The organism is Marinobacter sp., assembly GCF_052094685.1.
Lineage (GTDB): Bacteria > Pseudomonadota > Gammaproteobacteria > Pseudomonadales > Oleiphilaceae > Marinobacter.
The window spans coordinates 1-16,635 of sequence record NZ_JBQDKB010000032.1 but is presented as its reverse complement, the minus strand read 5'-3'; the positions used below and the strand labels follow the sequence as shown (position 1 = coordinate 16,635).

The following is a 16,635-nucleotide window of genomic DNA, read 5'->3' as shown; positions in this document are numbered from 1 at the left end:
GGACTTCTGACACCCGTGCCCATCAGTGCCCATCAGTGCCAGCCCCCCAGAAAATCAAAATAATTCCCAGCCCGGAACTCTTCAACCTGGAAGGCCGGCAGGCCAGAACGACACCCTGGCTATCAGGGGCGATTGGACTCTTGCGGACTATCAAGCGCTAAAAAAACAGGTCGAAGACTACTCAGATCAGCAGTGGGAAACCGAACTCATTAACCTAAAAGAACTCGGGCGGATCGATACCGCTGGCGCCTCGCTTCTGGTTACCCTGCTAGGGTCAGAAACCCTCAGCACGCTAGCAAAGCAGAACAAAAACTTGCCACAAGAGCAAAGCGCATTGCTACAGGCCGTGGCGGATGCGATGCAGGAGAAACCAACTCCAGAACCCAAAGGGCTTGGCCCCGTTGCGCAGTTCCTAACAGAGACTGGCCAAACCATGGAGGCCATCTGGCACCTGCTGTATCTTTTAGCGGGGTTTGTTGGCCAAATACTAGCAACACTGTTCACGATTTTACCAAGGCCCAGCCGGTGGCGTGTAACGCCGTTTGTAGCCGCCGTTCAGAGCACAGGGCTCAACGCTCTGCCTATTGTCGCGCTACTCACATTTCTGGTGGGTGCCGTTGTGGCCTTCCTTGGCGCCACGGTGCTCAGTGATTTCGGTGCTACCATTTACACGGTTAATCTAGTGGCTTTCTCGTTTTTGCGTGAGTTTGGCGTTCTGCTCGCGGCGATTCTACTTGCAGGCCGCACTGCCAGTGCCTTCACAGCACAGATTGGTGCCATGAAAGTAAACGAGGAACTGGACGCCATCCGCACACTGGGGCTAGACCCGGTTGAGCTACTGGTAATTCCGAGGGTTCTGGCGATGATGGTGAGCCTACCCATTCTTACGTTTGTCGGAATGCTCGCAGGTTTAATCGGCGGGGCCATGGTCTGTGCTATTGCTTTAGACATTTCGCTGGCCCAGTTTATGGCGATTGTGGAACGGGATATCGCCCTCAAACATTTCCTCGTAGGGATGTCGAAAGCGCCTATCTTTGCCTTTCTGATTGCAGCAGTCGGCTGCCTGGAAGGATTTAAGGTAGGTGGCAGCGCTCAATCGGTGGGCGTGCATACAACCTCCAGCGTGGTTCAATCCATTTTTATGGTTATTCTTATAGACGCTGTTGCTGCGCTCTTCTTTATGGAGATGGGCTGGTAAATCATGACAAACTCAAGCGTTCAACACCCGAACAGCCAGCCCGGCCCAGTGATCGAAGTTAGGGATCTTCACAACCAATTTGGCAACCATGTCGTTCACAAAGACTTGGCATTTGATCTTTTCAAGGGGGAGATTCTGGGCGTTGTGGGTGGTTCTGGTACAGGTAAGTCTGTGTTGCTCAGAAGCATCGTCGGTCTGAACAGACCCTCTGAGGGCCGTATCCGAGTGTTCGGCAAAGACTTGAATGATTTAAGCACCAAAGAGCGTTCAAAAACCGAACAAAGATTTGGCGTTCTGTTTCAACGAGGCGCGCTATTTTCTTCACTAAACTTGCTGCAAAACATTTCTCTGCCATTGATTGAGCATTGCAGGCTGTCTCGCTCCGACGCAGAAGAGTTATCTCGCATGAAGCTGGCGTTGACAGGTTTGCCAGCCGACTCTGCGCTCAAGTACCCGTCGGAACTCTCTGGTGGTATGGTCAAACGGGCGGCCCTCGCCCGATCCTTAGCAATGGATCCTGAAATCCTGTTCCTGGACGAACCAACCGCTGGCCTCGACCCGATTGGGGCCGCGGCTTTTGACAAGCTGATCGTTACTCTCCGGGACGCATTAGGGTTGACTGTTTTTTTGGTCACCCACGATTTAGATACACTGTATACAACCTGCGACAGAGTCGCGGTGCTTTCCCAAAAGAAGGTTTTGATTGCAGACCGGATTGACAAAGTCGCCACAACAGACGACCCATGGATCCAGCACTATTTCCAAGGCCCCCGTGGGCGGGCCGCCAGCTACGCATTCCAGGCTCTAGAACAGAGCCGACAACAAGAGTAAGAGACTATGGAACCGAAAGCACATCACGTGATCATCGGGTTGTTTACGCTGATTACGGTGGTGGCAGCGTTGTTTTTCGCGCTGTGGCTGGCCAAATCATCCTCTGACCGTGAGTGGGCCTATTACGAAATAGTATTCGATCATGCAGTAAGCGGGCTCTCCAAGGGCAATCCAGTGCTCTATACCGGCATTGAGGTTGGCGATGTACTTGATCTTCAACTAGATCCGGACAATCCAAGCCACGTGCGAGTTTTCGTGCGCGTGGAACAAAGCGTGCCTGTGCGGGAGAGCACTCGCGCCGGACTGGTACTGGCCAATATTACCGGCAGCATGAGCGTTCAGTTCAGTGGCGGGAGTAAAGACAGCCCGATACTGGAAGGCAGCAGAGATGATCCGGCGCTGATTACAGCCGAACCCTCCGCGCTTAAAAGCCTTCTGACTAACGGTGATGCACTGCTAACCAAGGCAGAAAGACTACTTACCAACGCGAACAATGTTTTTTCTGAAGAAAACACTGAAAACCTAACTGCCATTTTGAACAACACCCGAGAAGCAAGCGACTCTCTGCTTGGCAATCGTGATCAACTGGCAGCTCTCCTTCAGCGTATGGACGATGCGGGCAAGCGGGCTGCCGAAGCGGCAGACAAGGTTTCTGCCGTGTCCCATAACGCCAACGACCTATTACAAAACGAAGGAAAATCGGTACTGATCAGTATGAGCGCAGCCATGCAAACAGTTCAAAAAACCGTCGCTCGACTTGATGATTTAACCAGGGACAACGAAGGTGCCCTGGATTCCGGGCTGCAGGGTATGGGTGAATTAGCACCGGCTTTAAGAGAGCTCCGTAGCACCCTCAGAAACCTCAACCAGTTCACCCGCCGCCTAGAAGAAGACCCAACGGGCACCATCTGGGGCGGCCCAACGATCAAAGAGGTATCCCAGTGATTAGCACTGCTGCAAAGACACTCAGAGCTGTGGGTGCCGCGTTGTTGGTTTCAGGAACGATGACAGCCTGCACGGTTTTTCCGACCCCGGAAGCGCCAAGAGTAATGGATTTCCCGGTACCGTTGGGACTACAAGAAAGTGCAATCAGCCGGCCTCAAAGCCTCCGTGTGGATACGCCTTTTGCCTCCGAACCCTTTAACAGCACGAGAATTCTAACAAAGCCGGTGCCGTGGGAGTTCCAGGTTTATGGTGGTGTTCGATGGCGGGATACCGCGCCCGTTATCCTGCGCGATATGCTGGTAGGCGCATTCAGAGCAAAAGCAAACTTCCGTGATGTCACTACCGATACCGGCCCCGGCAATACCGACTTAAGCCTAGCTACTGAAATTACAGCCTTTCACACGGTCAGCCAAGGAGACAGCACTCGGGTAACCGTTGCTATCTATGGGCAACTGATCGACAACCGTTCACGGGCAACACTCTGCTCCGACAGCTTCATCGTGTCGACGCCTGCCGGAGACAAGAGCATAGATTCGGTTGTGCAGGCGTTCGGCAGTGCCGGGGAAAGGCTGGCAAAAGAGGTTATCGACTGGGCAAACGCTTGCGAAATATCCCCGAACTAGTCCTTTTCGGGGAATAAATCCGGCCAAGCTGCCTTAAGGTAAAGCCCCATAGACCAGAGGGTTAAAACTGCTGCGATATACAACAGACCTACAGCAATCTCTGATAGAAGTTGTCCCGGAGGAAACGCCAGCAAACCTACAATAGAAGCCATCTGCGCAGTGGTTTTTATTTTTCCGATATATGAAACGGCGACGCTGGCACGACTGCCAATTTCTGCCATCCATTCCCGCAATGCGGATATCACAATTTCCCGACCGATAATTACCGTAGCAGGTATGGTCAGCAGCAGTGCGGAATACTCTTGAATCAGCAACGCTAGCGCGACCGCCACCATCAACTTGTCAGCAACTGGGTCAAGAAAAGCGCCGAAAGGCGTACTCTGATCAAGCTTGCGAGCAAGATAGCCGTCTAGCCAGTCCGTCGCGGCCGCTACGGCGAAAATCGCCGCACTCGCCATATAACTCCACTGCACGGGGAGAAAAAACACCACCACGAAAACCGGGATCATGATGATGCGGGAGAGTGTGAGCAGGTTGGGTAAATTCATACTTTTATGACTCATCGTGCAGTGCTGCGTATATGTTTTCAGCCAGTGATTTACTGATACCTTGAACTTTGGTCATTTCATCAACGCTGGCTTTGCGTAATTCCTGAATGCCGCCAAAATACCGGATGAGTTCGCGGCGACGTTTGGGGCCAACGCCTTCTATCCCTTCTAAAGTAGACTGACGGCGCTTTTTGTCGCGTCCTGCACGGTGCCCGGTAATAGCAAAGCGGTGGGACTCATCTCTTATGTGCTGAATCAGGTGCAGCGCCGGCGAGTCAGCGGGCACACGGAATACGTCGCCGGTCATGGCATCAATCAACTGCTCCATGCCTGCACGCCGGGTAACGCCCTTGGCCACGCCAATCAGCGGTATATCCGAAACCCCAAGCTCATCAAATACTTCCCGAGCAATGTTCAACTGTCCTTTACCACCATCAATAAATACAAGGTCCGGGCGTTTACCCTCACCTGCAACCATACGGCGATAGCGACGGGTCAACACCTGTCGCATGGCATCGTAATCGTCTCCGGCTTTCACCCCTTCGATGTTGTATAGCCGGTAATCACTTTTCAGCGGCCCATTCTCATCGAAAACGACACAGGATGCGACGGTATTTTCACCATGGCTATGACTGATGTCGAAACACTCCATCCGTGACGGCGTTTCCGCAAGCTCCAACATGTCCCGCAAAGCCAGTAAGCGCCGATACACGGTTTCCTTGCTGGCGAGGTGGGTAAGCAAGGTTTGCCGGGCATTTGTCATGGCCAGCTCTAGCCAGCGACGGCGCTCCCCCCGTACATTTCCTCGTATGCGGGTCTCACGGCTTGCGGCCTCGGAAAGCGCCTGAGCAAGGAGGGTCTGTCCTTCAACATCAACCGGCACCAGCACATCCCTCGGAATCTCGCGGCGGGTGTTGCCGCCAAAATAATACTGACCGAGAAAGGCACTCAGCAATTCCCCCTCAGACTGCTCGAGAGAATAGCGGGGGAAGTAGTCCTTGGTTCCAAGAACCCTGCCACCGCGCACAATGATGACCACAATGCACACAACACCGGCATCCTGTGCAATGGCAACCACGTCGGCATCACCACCTTCACCGTCTACCGATTGCTGCTCCTGTACATGGCGCAGATGACTAACCTGATCGCGGTAAGCAGCTGCTTTCTCAAATTCGAGTTTTTTGGCGGCCTCTTCCATGGCATCCATCAGATTTCGAATGATGATCGGGTTTTTGCCTTCCAGAAAAAGGCTCGCGTGGCGGATATCCTGCTGGTAGTCCTCGGGCGAAATATATCCCACACAGGGCGCTGTGCAGCGGTTAATCTGATACTGTAGGCAGGGCCTCGACCGATTACTAAAATAGCTTTCACTACAAGATCTTATACGGAAAACTTTCTGCAATACATTAAGACTTTCTTTCACCGCACCCGAGCTGGGGAACGGTCCGTACCAGGTTCCACCGCCCTTTTTTGTGCGCCCACGCCTATAAGTCAACGAGGGATAATCGCTGTGGGCAGACACGTAAATATAAGGATAAGACTTGTCATCCCGGAGCAGGATGTTATAGGGCGGGCGCAGAGACTTGATCAAATTCTGCTCAAGCAGGAGCGCTTCTGTCTCACTGCCAGTAATGGTCACTTCAATGGAGGCAATTTTTGCGACCAGCGCTTCAGTCTTAGGTGCCAGGCCAGTCGTACGAAAATAGCTGCTGACCCGTTTTTTCAGGTTTCCGGCTTTTCCTACATACAACACGGAGCCGGCGGCATCGTACATGCGATAAACGCCGGGTCGTTCCGTCAGCTGTTTCAGAAAGTGTTTACTGTCGAACTCCCTGCTGCTTTCACTCGCGGAATCAGACCTGGTGGGCATCAAGTAATCCGTACCGCACAGCCATTAGGGCCAGTTCAACATCACTGGAAATTTCTAGCTTCTCAAAGATCCGGTAACGGTAGCTGTTCACGGTTTTTGGGCTAAGGCAGAGCCTATCGGAAATGTCCTGTACTTTTTGGCAGTCCACTACCATCATGGCTATCTGCATCTCGCGTTCAGACAAGCGATCAAACAGCGATGACTCGCCCTCTTCCTCCCTATCGCCACCTAGCTGTTTCAGAGCCATTTTTTGGGCAATTTCAGGGCTGATGTACCTCTGTCCTGAGTGAGCCATACGAATAGCACGAACCATTTCGCGGATATCCGCGCCTTTGGTGATGTAAGCGGTAGCTCCGCTTTGCATAACCCGAGCGGGATACGGATCGTCGGCGCACGCGGTTACCACGATCACCCGGATGGTATCATCTAGCCTCAGGATTCGCCGCGTAGCTTCCAGGCCACCAATACCTGGCATCCGGATATCCATCAGTACGATATCCGGGCGGTTTTTGCGTACAAACTCTATAGCGCCTTCACCAGACGAAGACTGACCGATAACATCAAGATCTGGATCATCCGCGAGCATTCGGGTTATCCCGGAACGAACCAGCTCATGATCATCTACAACCAATACCCTGACCAAAATCCACCTCGCACAACACTTTCAGAAATCAGCGAGATTGTACCGTTTACAAACGTCCCCGGGTAGGTTCAAACGGAAATACTCTGTGAGGCTAACCAATCACTTGGGTACACCAAGCCCGGCGGTATTATCAACTGGATCAAACCAGACAACTAGATCGCCCCGGCGAATGGCCGTCAATACACGGCTCCGCTCGGCTAAAGGGCTTTCGGTATCGTTCAATCCGTGATAGCGGGTGCAGTACTCTTCTGCCAAACCATTCAATTGATCCTCTGACAGAAGCTCCTTGTCTACAATGAACTTTTCCTCCCGAGGATCGGGTTGTGGCTGGTGTGCGGTTTCGTCGCTCATACAATCTCCTGTGATGACTCCATCTTAGGGACTATGCCTGCTAAGGAGAACCCTTACCCACTTTCAAAACCCGGGACGATTCTCTATTATCCTTGGTTTCAAAATCGTTTGGATGCTAATGAACGCCTTAGTTTTTCGCCTCACACTCCCTGTTCTGTTCGGCTACCTCCCGCTCGGCATGGCTTTTGGGATTCTGTTCACCACCCAGCTAGACTATGCATGGTGGGCCGCTCCCCTTATGGGCGTGGTTATCTACGCCGGTGCCGGCCAAATTCTAGCGGTCAGCCTCCTCGCTGCCAACGCGGGTTTGCTTGAGGTGTTCATTGCTATGTTCGTGCTCAACGCTCGCCATCTTTTCTACGGCCTGTCTTTGCTCGGACAGTTTAGGGGCGCGGGCTGGCGCAAGCTTTACCTGATTTTTGGGCTAACCGACGAGACTTACTCACTACTCACTAGTCGGCCCCGCTCTGAGGACACAATACACGAGCTGGATGTGGACTTCCGAATCACCGCATTCAATCAAGTCTATTGGGTGATTGGCTGCATTCTGGGGGCGCTACTGGGGCGCAATGTGGCATTCGATAGCACCGGCATTGAGTTTGCCCTTGTGTCTCTGTTTATCGTACTGACGATCGAACAGTTCAAAGCCCTGGGGGACGCATTTCCAGTATGGGCCGGAGCAGCCGCTGCGGGTATTGCCATGGTGCTATTGCCACCGACGCATCAGCTAATTGGCGCCATCGCCATAGTGACTGCCGTGCTCTTGTTGCAATACCGGAACATGCGAGCCAGATCCTACACGGAGGGCGACAGCCATGTCTGAAACAGGCTATCTAGTTGCATTCATTGCCGTTGCTGCAATTGCGACTTTTGCAACCAGAATCATTCCGTTCCTGTTTTTCGAGCGTCATACCGAGCACCCTCTTATCAAACACCTGGGGCGCTACCTGCCAGCGGCCGTTATGGCCTTACTGGCAACGGTTTTTTTACAGCGTTCGGGGGATTGGTCAGCAACAGTGCCAGGGCTTGATGCCATTCTGGCCGGTGCGCTGGTGGTGATCGTTCACCTATGGCGCCGCAATGCCCTGCTCTCTATCGCCGCAGGCACCGCGACCTATATGGTGATACGCCAGACAGGCGTACTGGGCTCAGGGTTTTTTGGCTGAGCGTTGCCTCAGCGCTGCGCTTCCAGATTAGCAACCAGCCTGGAGTCACTTAAAGCAGCCGTGCGATGTTTCACCACGCCTTTGTACTCAGAACTTTCAATCATTGCCAAAAATGCACCGATTGACGGATAACGTACCAGCAATACCTGATCCCAAGACTCGTCTGGCGGCGCGATGAGAGAGCCAACACTTCGACCAGACCAAATAACCTCGGCGCCCACGGCGCTAACGCTGGCAGCCGCTTCCCGCATATAAAGCTGATAAGCTTCACGCCCGCTCAGCTCGGGAACCTCGTCGTCATAGCTTGCCTTGTCCCGAAACCTTAGCAAGTTGAGCATCACCACCGGCTGATCTTTTGGGGTGTCTGCCAAAACCTGCTTCAGCTGCTCCGGCGTGGGGTTTACGGTGTTCATGCTGGCCCTTTTGTTCGGATACGTTGCACATCACTATAGCTCACCCATCAAGGCTTACGGCAATTGATTTCATTACCTTTCGGTCAGATCTGATCTAACCAGCTCGGGTAGCAGGCTACACATTCCTCGGCGTATACTGCCCATAGCCCATTAGGTACAACCTTCACTCACAGCCCATGGCCACTCCGAATGGATCTAATCAACCTTTTCCAGCAAACACTGGAAACCACACTCCCAGTTTTTGCCATGGTGTTTATCGGACTAGGTCTGCGCAAAGTGGGCTGGATTGACGATGCGTTCGTTCACACGGCTTCTGCGTTGGTTTTCAAAGCCACACTGCCAACTCTGGTTTTTCTAAGTATCATAAAGGCTGATCTTCGCACCTCCCTGAACCCGGGGCTGCTTACCTTCTACCTTATTGCCACCTTGGCTAGTTTCGCACTGGCATGGGCCTGGGCACGCTGGCGCATTACCCGCGAAGATCGTGGCGTGTATGTTCAAGGATCGTTTCGGGGCAACTGCGGCATTGTTGGCTTGGCATTGGCCGCAAACTTGTATGGCGATTTTGGACTATCGGCGGGCAGTATTCTCCTGGGAGTGGTTATTCTGTCTTACAACGCACTTTCGGTGATTGTGCTCGCGGCGTACCAGCCAGGACAATCCCCCGAATGGCGGCGCATCCTCCAGGACATTCTGAGAAATCCACTGATTCTCTCTGTGTTCGCAGCTATTCCAGTGGCCTGGCTTAACCTGAGATTACCAGAATGGGTGCTAACCAGCGGAGACTACTTCGCTTCCCTCACCCTACCCCTGGCACTATTGTGCATCGGCGCAACGGTTTCGTTTAGTGCTCTGCGCACCGACAGCTCAACTGCATTCAGTTCTGCGCTGATGAAAATGGTGGTACTTCCAGCACTTTGCACCGGCACCGCGTGGGCGGTGGGGTTTACCGGTGCCGAACTCGGTTTGCTGTTTCTATTCTTTGCGAGCCCGACGGCGGCCGCCAGTTTTGTTATGGCTAAGGCGCTGGGTGGGAACGACAAGCTAGCGGCAAATATCATCGCAATAACCACGCTGATGGCGAGTGTCACCATTACCGTGGGGGTTTTTATCCTCAGAGGTGCTGGGCTGATTTAGTGTCAATTTTAAATCTCGTACGTTTGATAGCAAAACAGGGGCATTTGTAATGGAAGCAAAACCATTCTCCCAAGCCTGTGAGAACAACAAACAGGTTATTCTCGAAAGAATCGCTGACGTATTCAGTAGCTCAAAAACCGTTCTGGAAATCGGTACAGGTACCGGACAACACGCCGTTCATTTCGCCCGGAACTTACCGCATCTTACTTGGCAGCCCAGTGATCATCCCGAGAACCACCAACTGTGTCTTCCCTGGATCACGGAGGCGGAACTCGACAACATTAACGAACCACTTGCCCTAGATGTAAGTGCCGGCCATTGGAACCTGCCGCCAATCAACGGCGTGTTTTCTGCCAACACGGCACACATCATGTCGTGGCCGAACGTTGAGGCCATGTTCCGAGGCGTGCCAACTAAACTACAACAAGGCGACGCCTTCTGTTTGTACGGCCCGTTCAATTACAACAGGCAATTTACCAGTGCCAGCAACCAGCAGTTCGATGCCTATCTAAGGCAACAAGATCCCGCGATGGGAATTCGGGATATAGACGACCTGAAATTCCTCGGCGATGCAAACGGGCTGGAGCTAGAAGCAGACTTTCAGATGCCGGCAAATAATCGCCTGCTGGTGTGGAGAAGGCTTTAATCCGAACACGGTACCTATCCAATGAATTACTCTCTTAGACAAGTGCGACCAGACGAAATTGACTGGCTCTACGAACTGAACCGGGAGTCCTTTCTTGATGTAGTGGTTCGCCAATTCGGCAACTGGGATGAAGCCTTCCAGCGACACATGTTTTTCTCTAAATGGGAGCAGCCAAGGCCAGCTCAAATTATTCAGATTGGAGGGCATCGAGCCGGTGTTGTAATTTTAGAACAACTGGAAGAGTGCAACTGGCTACACGAGATCCAGATTTGCCCGGGCTATCAAGGGCAAGGTTTAGGAGCGACACTTATGCGTGAACTGCTGGCAAATGCCCGCTCAAGAAGCGTGCCGCTTCGCCTTCAGGTTTTGCATGCAAACCAGCGCGCCAAGCGGCTGTACGAGCGACTGGGGTTTCTGGAAATTCGGAGACTGGAAAATCACTATCTGATGGAAGCCCCTCAACAGCGGCCGGCCGGCTAACAAAGCAGCAAAGGTTAGGCCCGCCAAGTGGCCGGCGCGCCTGCGATCCGGGCAAAGATTACGCGCCATAACCCACACAGCGTGAGCAACGATGGCCAACTGTAAGGTGATGTCGTCCAGAAGACTTCTTTGATACGACCAACGGAGTGCATTGCCTTAGTGCTCTTCACGAAACAAGATCACTCAGATAACCAGAACTACGCTGCCTTTGCATCACCTCATTTCTCAATTTTTTGGTGATCGTTGGTACTGTTAATTTTCCCGTAACTCGATTGAATCTGACGTGCGATAACTGAACAAGAAGCGTAATATTTGAGCGACCACTCAAAACCCAATCAAACACCTCTTATTTTATGTTTTCGGAGACGTCACTATGGGCCTCGTCATCAACCGTAGCTTGCTCAGCACTCGACGCCTTAGCGTCAACCTGGTCACTTATCCCGAAGGTCATCGCGTAAGGCGTCACAATGACCCTATGGGTGACGGAAGTTACTACAAACTAAACTTTGTGGTGATAAAACCTGCAGAAGGTGGAATTTTCAAGACAGACGGCGCCATCTTCTCCCTGTTTAATCGTGTCATTCTGTTCCGACCCGATCTATACGATCACAGCGTCTCAACTATTAAACGTGGCAAGCGCGTACTGCTCAGTATCGCACTGCACGCGCCGTGGGGCTCAGCTACACTTTTATGAACTTGAGCAAGCACTCAAATTAATATTGAACGATCACTCAAACTTAGTTACAGTAATTATTGTTGAACGCACTTAAGGAACTATTGCGCACTAATGTGAGTGATCACTCAAAATGAGAAGCAACCCTTAAGTTAATGTGAGCTATATCACTTTCGCCCTACGGCTAGGAGTCACCCTATGACTAATTTTACTCTTCACGACAAAGAAAGCGCTCCACAAGAAAGCCATGCGCTGCTCGAAAACTCCCAGAAAGCTTTTGGTATGATACCTGGCTTGCACGCGGTTATGGCAGAAGCACCAGGGCTGCTCGACGGCTACCAGCGGCTTCATCAACTGTTCCTCGACAGCAGCTTTGATGACGAGGAAACCACCGTAGTTTGGCAAACTATCAACGTTGAGCATGCTTGCCATTACTGCGTCCCTGCTCATACTGGTATTGCCAAGTCGATGAAAGTTGATGATGCGATCACCGACGCCTTGCGTAACGAAACAGCCCTGCCTACAGATCGGCTGGAAGTTCTCCGTGACTTTACGCTCGCTATTGTGCGCGGCCGGGGCAACGTTGATGACAGTGCCGTAGAAACGTTCCTGAATGCTGGTTTCACCAAGCGCCAGGTTCTGGAGGTGGTTCTTGGCACAGCTCAGAAGGTCATGAGCAACTATACCAATCACCTGGCCAACACCCCGGTAGACAAGCCGTTCCAAAAATTTGAATGGCATAAAGCTGATTAATCAGACAGCGAGTCAGAGCGGTTCGCAGTAACCGCTCTGACTTGATCCTGTTTTGTCTAATTTTTGAACGAGAGCCAATACCATGTCAGACACCAATCAATATGAACCGCCACGCGTCTGGACCTGGGACGCCGAGAGCGGCGGAACATGGGCCAGTATTAACCGGCCCATTTCGGGCTCTACGCATGAGGCAACGCTGCCCCTAGGAAAGCACCCTTTGCAGATCTATTCGATGGGTACACCCAACGGCCAGAAAGTCACCATCATGGCGGAAGAGCTACTGGCTTTGGGTGTAACGGGGGCCGAATACGACGCTCACCTGATCAAGATTGGCGAAGGTGATCAGTTCTCCTCGGGTTTCGTTGAAGTAAATCCAAACTCGAAGATTCCGGCGCTATTTGATGTCGAAACTGGTCGTCGTGTCTTTGAAAGCGGCGCGATTCTCTTCTATCTGGCTGAAAAGTTCGGGCACCTCCTTCCCAAGGTCGCGGCCGCACGTACGGAAGTCATGAACTGGCTTTTCTGGCTGCAAGGTTCGGCACCCTATCTTGGCGGCGGATTTGGCCACTTCTACGCTTACGCGCCTGAAAAGTTTGAATACCCGATCAATCGCTTCACCATGGAAGTAAAGCGCCAACTGGACGTACTGGATCGGGAGCTAACCGAGCATCGTTATCTGGGCGGAGACGAGTACTCCATTGCAGATATAGCTACTTGGCCGTGGTATGGCAATTTGGTGCTGGGAGAGGCTTATGGTGCGGGCGAATTCCTGCAAGTCGAAAGTTACACCAACTTGCGCCGCTGGGCCCAGGAAATCCTTGAACGCCCTGCTGTTCAACGTGGCCGCATAGTAAATCGCACATGGGGAGAGCCTTCAGAGCAATTACACGAGCGCCATGACGCCTCGGATTTCGACCTTAAAACCCAAGACAAGCTAACACCACAAAGCACAGCCTAAAGCCAATACGGCAAGCGAAGCCTGCCCCTCTAGCCTAGGCAAAGGGAGCAGGCGACAACGCGGCGAACAGTGAATCCGTCAGGAAATACTGTCAACGCGCAACGCTTCCAGCGATCGAGCCATATCTTCCGCGAGAGCATGAACAGCAGCACTATCAACATCACGCTGGGCAAAAGCACGCAACCCCATCACTTCTGCTTGCAACCTTCGGCCTAGCCGAACCGGGTCAAGCTCGGGCTTTAATTCGCCCGCTTCTTGAGCCGCAATGAAGCGCGCGGTAAAGAATGCCTCCATACCGGCCAACAACTCTTCTGCTTTACGCCAGGCTATTTGCTCCCTTTGCCCAAGCTCCAGAAGGCTTTTGACTAGCATGCAGGCACGGCTTGGCAACTCTTGATCACAAAGCCCGCCAAGATCGCGCAAATAGGCGGCCAACCCTGCCAGCGGCGAGTCGTGGGCGTGCAACGTACGCTCCAAATTAGCCAGCCCCAAGCGGGCGTAGCGTTCCAGAGACTCCTGAAAAAGCCCGTCCTTGCTGCCAAAGGTGGCGTAAATACTACCCGGTCGCATATCGAGGGCCTTTTCGATGTCCTTCAGAGAGGTAGCATGGAAGCCCTTTTGCCAGAACAGCTGCAGAGCTCGTTCCAGAGAGTCTTCCCGATTGTGGATTGTTGCTCGCGCCATACGTCATATCCAATGTTTTACAATGCCGCGATACAGCGCGGCGACAAATCTGAGTGATTGCTCAATTTTATATTGAGCAATCACTTACGTCCAGCTACAGTTGAAAACCAAATCATCGTTATGGCGGCAGACTGTATTCGCTGCTGTCAGAAGAGGATGCCACATGCCACACAAAAAATGCCCGCCGATTATAGTATTCGACGTTAATGAAACACTTCTTGATATCACCACCCTGGAGCCGTTGTTCGAGCGTGTCTTCAGCGATCGGCAGGTTTTCAGAGAATGGTTCGCACAGTTGGTCCTATACTCACAGACAATGACCTTGTCCGGCCTCTATACGCCCTTCGGTGACCTTGGTGTGGGGGCCTTGCGGATGGTTGCCGAAATTCATCAGGTAAATATTACGGATCCGGATATTGCGGAGCTAAAAGAGCGGATGAGCAAGATGCCGGCGCACCCTGATGTCGAACCAGCGCTCACCCGGTTGCGCAAAGCTGGTTTCCGGCTGGTTACGCTGACCAACTCCGCCAGCGGCGTTTCGCCTACTCCACTGGAAAAGGCGGGGCTAAGTCAGTTATTCGAGCGAACCTTCAGCGTTGAATCGGTCAAAAAGTTCAAACCAGCGCCCGAAACATATCGTTTGGTTGCCGATGAGCTGGCCGTCGAGACGTCAGACCTTTGCCTCGTTGCCTGTCACTTGTGGGATACCATAGGTGCCCAGGCGGCAGGCTGCCGTGGAGCTCTTGTCATGAGGCCCCACAACACCACCCTGCCCGCCTCGGGCGTGCCACGTCCTGACTTTATCGCATCAGACCTGGCCGTTCTCGCCGATCAGATTATCGGCTCTTAATAGGCTCCCTCGCTGTAAATCAGCTCGTAGCTGTGGCTGTAGATCTCAACAATGTTTCCAAATGGGTCTTCCATATAGATCATGCGGTAAGGCTTCTCACCGGGATAATAATAACGCGGCTTCTCCATCCGCTTCTTGCCACCGGCCGCGACAATGCGGTCGGCCAGCTCTTCAAGGTTCGGATCTTGTACGCAGAAATGGAAGATGCCCGTTTTCCAGTATTCAAAGTTATCTTCCGGATTAGTCTGGTTTTTGAACTGGAACATCTCTACGCCAATCCGATCGCCGGTAGACATATGGGCAATACGGAAACTTCCCCAACCTTCTCCAAATACCTCCGTGCACATTTCACCAATGGCACTGTCATCCTCACCGATTTCGGTTGGTTCCATAATCAGATACCAGCCCATAACCTCAGTGTAGAACTTCACTGCTTCTTCCAGGTTCGGAACCGAAATGCCAATGTGCGAAAAGTTTCTGGGATAAACGTTACTCATATCCTGCGCTCCTGTTTTAACGTTGAATCAGGTTACAAACACACGACGATTACGTAAAATTATCATTCGTCATAGTTATGAGTATTTTTTGTAATGACCAATATCACATGGTTGCGCAGTTTCTGCACTCTCGTTGAAATAGGCCACTTCACTCGCACAGCCGAGCGCCTGTACATGACGCAATCGGGGGTTAGCCAGCACATACGAAAACTGGAAGATCAGCTGGGAATCGCCTTGCTAGTTCGGGAGGGCAAGCATTTCTCACTCACGGACGCGGGCGAACGCCTTTACGTTGAAGGTCGCACGATCATCCAGGCTCTATCGAGCCTGGAGCAGAGAGTAGCCGATGACCCCGCGTATGAGGGGCTGGTTCGAATCATGTCTCCCGGGAGCGTTGGCCTAAAGCTGTACCCCCACCTTCTGGAATTGCAGCGTCAACACCCGGGTTTTGTTATCGACTACCGATTTGCTCCCAACATAGACATTGAGCAAGCTATCTCGAATTACAAGATTGATATCGGGTTTATGACCCATGCTTCGACTCTGGAGGAAGTGAACTGCCAACCCATAGCCAAAGAATCGCTACTGCTGGTTACGCCTGCGGATGTTGTTGAACCAAGCTGGGAAGCTTTATCAGGGCTTGGATTTATAGATCACCCTGATGGCGCCCATCACGCCGGTATGCTGCTCGGCGCCAACTATCCCGAGTTCCAGCACAGCAATCTTTTTAAAAGGAAGGGATTCTCGAATCAGATTGGATTGATTCTGGAACCAGTGAGCATGGGATTGGGCTTTACAGTATTACCGGCCCATGCCGTGGATGCCTTCCAGAAGCCACAGCTTGTCAGAATCCACCAACTTCCTGTTCCAGTTAGTGAGCTCCTTTATCTTGCGGTTCGGCGCGAAAGGCGCTTGCCGAATAGGATGAACACAGTCATTGCTGAAGCTAGCGGGATTTTCCAGGCTTCGCCGAGCTAAGCATTCGGAGCGAGTAGTGGGATATAGCCAAGAACCGGGCCTTTCTGGCAGGCGATAATTCGTTGAAACTCTCGCGCCTGGTCATTACTTGTCATTCTGCTTTATGCCCCTTGGATCTGGAAACGCGCAATCAAGGCTCTTAACGATTCTGACTGCTCACGCAACTGCTCGCTCACCGTTTTCGTGTTGCCAATATGCTGATCCAGCCCTTGTGAGCTTTCTCCCAGCGCATCCGCACGCCGTCCCACACGGCCAATCTCATCACGTTGAACGTGAATAGCCTCATCTACCTCATTGGTGAAGTGGCTTAGGTCATCAAAGGTGCGTTTGAGCGCCACTAGCAACCTGTCGGACTTGCACCTGACAGACAGCGTTTAAAGTGATCTTGTTC

Annotated in this window: 22 protein-coding genes; 14 read left to right on the top strand and 8 right to left on the bottom strand. The window is 52.4% G+C overall.

Features of this window, described 5'->3' with window-relative positions:
* The first annotated feature begins 31 nt into the window (after positions 1–31).
* From ACTH3S_RS08495 to ACTH3S_RS08480, 4 genes are read left to right on the top strand one after another with little or no spacing between them, the layout of a single operon-like run.
* On the top strand, positions 32–1,198 hold the full coding sequence (locus ACTH3S_RS08495) for an MlaE family lipid ABC transporter permease subunit (protein ID WP_441808600.1): 1,167 nt from the start codon (positions 32–34) through the stop codon (positions 1,196–1,198).
* A 3-nt stretch (positions 1,199–1,201) separates the two neighbouring features.
* Complete coding sequence (locus ACTH3S_RS08490; protein ID WP_441808584.1) at positions 1,202–2,029, top strand: ABC transporter ATP-binding protein; 828 nt, start codon at positions 1,202–1,204, stop codon at positions 2,027–2,029.
* A 6-nt stretch (positions 2,030–2,035) separates the two neighbouring features.
* Entirely contained in the window at positions 2,036–2,974 is a 939-nt protein-coding gene (locus ACTH3S_RS08485; protein WP_441808583.1) for an MlaD family protein, read from the top strand.
* Positions 2,971–3,597: an ABC-type transport auxiliary lipoprotein family protein gene (locus tag ACTH3S_RS08480; RefSeq protein ID WP_441808582.1), complete on the top strand. Its 627-nt coding sequence runs from the start codon at positions 2,971–2,973 to the stop codon at positions 3,595–3,597. Before ACTH3S_RS08485 ends, ACTH3S_RS08480 begins: the two co-directional genes overlap by 4 nt.
* On the opposite strand, the gene pgsA is transcribed toward ACTH3S_RS08480, so the two are convergent.
* The 4 genes from pgsA to ACTH3S_RS08460 form a co-directional block, all read right to left on the bottom strand.
* Positions 3,594–4,145 carry a CDP-diacylglycerol--glycerol-3-phosphate 3-phosphatidyltransferase gene (gene pgsA / locus ACTH3S_RS08475; RefSeq protein ID WP_441808581.1) on the bottom strand — a complete coding sequence of 184 codons (552 nt, stop codon included), beginning with the start codon at positions 4,143–4,145 and terminating at the stop codon, positions 3,594–3,596. The two genes, ACTH3S_RS08480 and pgsA, sit on opposite strands and share 4 nt — an antisense overlap.
* Positions 4,146–4,149: 4 nt before the next feature.
* Positions 4,150–6,015, bottom strand: a complete 1,866-nt coding sequence (gene uvrC / locus ACTH3S_RS08470; RefSeq protein ID WP_441808580.1) for an excinuclease ABC subunit UvrC — start codon at positions 6,013–6,015, stop codon at positions 4,150–4,152.
* Positions 5,999–6,658, bottom strand: a complete 660-nt coding sequence (gene uvrY, locus ACTH3S_RS08465; protein ID WP_441808579.1) for a UvrY/SirA/GacA family response regulator transcription factor — start codon at positions 6,656–6,658, stop codon at positions 5,999–6,001. Before uvrY ends, uvrC begins: the two co-directional genes overlap by 17 nt.
* Before the next feature lie 99 nt (positions 6,659–6,757).
* On the bottom strand, positions 6,758–7,009 hold the full coding sequence (locus ACTH3S_RS08460; RefSeq protein WP_441808578.1) for a hypothetical protein: 252 nt from the start codon (positions 7,007–7,009) through the stop codon (positions 6,758–6,760).
* A gap of 118 nt (positions 7,010–7,127) precedes the next feature.
* Here ACTH3S_RS08460 and ACTH3S_RS08455 point away from each other — a divergent pair, with 118 nt between their 5' ends.
* Together ACTH3S_RS08455 and ACTH3S_RS08450 are read left to right on the top strand one after the other, a co-directional pair.
* Entirely contained in the window at positions 7,128–7,832 is a 705-nt protein-coding gene (locus tag ACTH3S_RS08455) for an AzlC family ABC transporter permease (RefSeq protein WP_441808577.1), read from the top strand.
* Positions 7,825–8,175, top strand: coding sequence for a branched-chain amino acid transporter permease (locus ACTH3S_RS08450; RefSeq protein WP_441808576.1), 351 nt, complete (start codon positions 7,825–7,827; stop codon positions 8,173–8,175). Before ACTH3S_RS08455 ends, ACTH3S_RS08450 begins: the two co-directional genes overlap by 8 nt.
* Before the next feature lie 8 nt (positions 8,176–8,183).
* Here ACTH3S_RS08450 and ACTH3S_RS08445 read toward each other — a convergent pair whose 3' ends face one another.
* Complete coding sequence (locus ACTH3S_RS08445; RefSeq protein ID WP_441808575.1) at positions 8,184–8,588, bottom strand: DUF1330 domain-containing protein; 405 nt, start codon at positions 8,586–8,588, stop codon at positions 8,184–8,186.
* Between the two features lie 189 nt (positions 8,589–8,777).
* On the opposite strand from ACTH3S_RS08445, the gene ACTH3S_RS08440 reads away from it, so the two are divergent.
* The 6 genes from ACTH3S_RS08440 to yghU all read left to right on the top strand — a co-directional run bounded on the left by ACTH3S_RS08440 (position 8,778) and on the right by yghU (position 13,235).
* Complete coding sequence (locus ACTH3S_RS08440; RefSeq protein ID WP_441808574.1) at positions 8,778–9,725, top strand: AEC family transporter; 948 nt, start codon at positions 8,778–8,780, stop codon at positions 9,723–9,725.
* 49 nt (positions 9,726–9,774) lie between these two features.
* The gene (locus ACTH3S_RS08435; protein WP_441808573.1) at positions 9,775–10,371 is read left to right on the top strand and encodes a DUF938 domain-containing protein; all 597 of its coding nucleotides are present in this window, start codon (positions 9,775–9,777) and stop codon (positions 10,369–10,371) included.
* Between the two features lie 21 nt (positions 10,372–10,392).
* Positions 10,393–10,851, top strand: coding sequence for a GNAT family N-acetyltransferase (locus ACTH3S_RS08430; protein ID WP_441808572.1), 459 nt, complete (start codon positions 10,393–10,395; stop codon positions 10,849–10,851).
* Positions 10,852–11,224: 373 nt separating this feature from the next.
* Positions 11,225–11,545: a 2OG-Fe(II) oxygenase gene (locus ACTH3S_RS08425; protein ID WP_441808571.1), complete on the top strand. Its 321-nt coding sequence runs from the start codon at positions 11,225–11,227 to the stop codon at positions 11,543–11,545.
* Between the two features lie 177 nt (positions 11,546–11,722).
* On the top strand, positions 11,723–12,277 hold the full coding sequence (locus tag ACTH3S_RS08420; protein WP_441808570.1) for a carboxymuconolactone decarboxylase family protein: 555 nt from the start codon (positions 11,723–11,725) through the stop codon (positions 12,275–12,277).
* 82 nt (positions 12,278–12,359) lie between these two features.
* Complete coding sequence (gene yghU / locus ACTH3S_RS08415; RefSeq protein WP_441808569.1) at positions 12,360–13,235, top strand: glutathione-dependent disulfide-bond oxidoreductase; 876 nt, start codon at positions 12,360–12,362, stop codon at positions 13,233–13,235.
* A gap of 78 nt (positions 13,236–13,313) precedes the next feature.
* Here the strand turns inward: yghU and ACTH3S_RS08410 are convergent, their stop codons facing one another.
* Positions 13,314–13,919 (bottom strand): TetR/AcrR family transcriptional regulator, encoded by a 606-nt coding sequence (locus ACTH3S_RS08410; RefSeq protein ID WP_441808568.1) that lies wholly within the window; start codon positions 13,917–13,919, stop codon positions 13,314–13,316.
* A gap of 163 nt (positions 13,920–14,082) precedes the next feature.
* Between ACTH3S_RS08410 and ACTH3S_RS08405 the strand changes: the two genes are divergently transcribed.
* Entirely contained in the window at positions 14,083–14,769 is a 687-nt protein-coding gene (locus ACTH3S_RS08405) for a haloacid dehalogenase type II (protein ID WP_441808567.1), read from the top strand.
* Here the strand turns inward: ACTH3S_RS08405 and ACTH3S_RS08400 are convergent.
* On the bottom strand, positions 14,766–15,266 hold the full coding sequence (locus ACTH3S_RS08400; RefSeq protein ID WP_441808566.1) for a lactoylglutathione lyase family protein: 501 nt from the start codon (positions 15,264–15,266) through the stop codon (positions 14,766–14,768). The two genes, ACTH3S_RS08405 and ACTH3S_RS08400, sit on opposite strands and share 4 nt — an antisense overlap.
* 93 nt (positions 15,267–15,359) lie before the next feature.
* On the opposite strand from ACTH3S_RS08400, the gene ACTH3S_RS08395 reads away from it, so the two are divergent.
* Positions 15,360–16,244, top strand: coding sequence for a LysR family transcriptional regulator (locus ACTH3S_RS08395; RefSeq protein ID WP_441808565.1), 885 nt, complete (start codon positions 15,360–15,362; stop codon positions 16,242–16,244).
* Positions 16,245–16,345: 101 nt separating this feature from the next.
* On the opposite strand, the gene ACTH3S_RS08390 is transcribed toward ACTH3S_RS08395, so the two are convergent.
* Positions 16,346–16,582 (bottom strand): hypothetical protein, encoded by a 237-nt coding sequence (locus ACTH3S_RS08390; protein WP_441808564.1) that lies wholly within the window; start codon positions 16,580–16,582, stop codon positions 16,346–16,348.
* Positions 16,583–16,635: the final 53 nt, after the last annotated feature.

Coding starts and splice junctions, on each gene's coding strand:
- ACTH3S_RS08485 (WP_441808583.1), top strand. CDS start 2,036: ATGGAACCGAAAGCACATCACGTGATCATCGGGTTGTTTACGCTGATT.
- ACTH3S_RS08405 (WP_441808567.1), top strand. CDS start 14,083: ATGCCACACAAAAAATGCCCGCCGATTATAGTATTCGACGTTAATGAA.
- ACTH3S_RS08410 (WP_441808568.1), bottom strand. CDS start 13,919: ATGGCGCGAGCAACAATCCACAATCGGGAAGACTCTCTGGAACGAGCT.
- ACTH3S_RS08490 (WP_441808584.1), top strand. CDS start 1,202: ATGACAAACTCAAGCGTTCAACACCCGAACAGCCAGCCCGGCCCAGTG.
- ACTH3S_RS08460 (WP_441808578.1), bottom strand. CDS start 7,009: ATGAGCGACGAAACCGCACACCAGCCACAACCCGATCCTCGGGAGGAA.
- ACTH3S_RS08395 (WP_441808565.1), top strand. CDS start 15,360: ATGACCAATATCACATGGTTGCGCAGTTTCTGCACTCTCGTTGAAATA.
- ACTH3S_RS08435 (WP_441808573.1), top strand. CDS start 9,775: ATGGAAGCAAAACCATTCTCCCAAGCCTGTGAGAACAACAAACAGGTT.
- yghU (WP_441808569.1), top strand. CDS start 12,360: ATGTCAGACACCAATCAATATGAACCGCCACGCGTCTGGACCTGGGAC.
- ACTH3S_RS08445 (WP_441808575.1), bottom strand. CDS start 8,588: ATGAACACCGTAAACCCCACGCCGGAGCAGCTGAAGCAGGTTTTGGCA.
- ACTH3S_RS08425 (WP_441808571.1), top strand. CDS start 11,225: ATGGGCCTCGTCATCAACCGTAGCTTGCTCAGCACTCGACGCCTTAGC.
- ACTH3S_RS08455 (WP_441808577.1), top strand. CDS start 7,128: ATGAACGCCTTAGTTTTTCGCCTCACACTCCCTGTTCTGTTCGGCTAC.
- pgsA (WP_441808581.1), bottom strand. CDS start 4,145: ATGAATTTACCCAACCTGCTCACACTCTCCCGCATCATCATGATCCCG.
- ACTH3S_RS08440 (WP_441808574.1), top strand. CDS start 8,778: ATGGATCTAATCAACCTTTTCCAGCAAACACTGGAAACCACACTCCCA.
- ACTH3S_RS08420 (WP_441808570.1), top strand. CDS start 11,723: ATGACTAATTTTACTCTTCACGACAAAGAAAGCGCTCCACAAGAAAGC.
- ACTH3S_RS08430 (WP_441808572.1), top strand. CDS start 10,393: ATGAATTACTCTCTTAGACAAGTGCGACCAGACGAAATTGACTGGCTC.
- uvrC (WP_441808580.1), bottom strand. CDS start 6,015: ATGCCCACCAGGTCTGATTCCGCGAGTGAAAGCAGCAGGGAGTTCGAC.
- ACTH3S_RS08400 (WP_441808566.1), bottom strand. CDS start 15,266: ATGAGTAACGTTTATCCCAGAAACTTTTCGCACATTGGCATTTCGGTT.
- ACTH3S_RS08450 (WP_441808576.1), top strand. CDS start 7,825: ATGTCTGAAACAGGCTATCTAGTTGCATTCATTGCCGTTGCTGCAATT.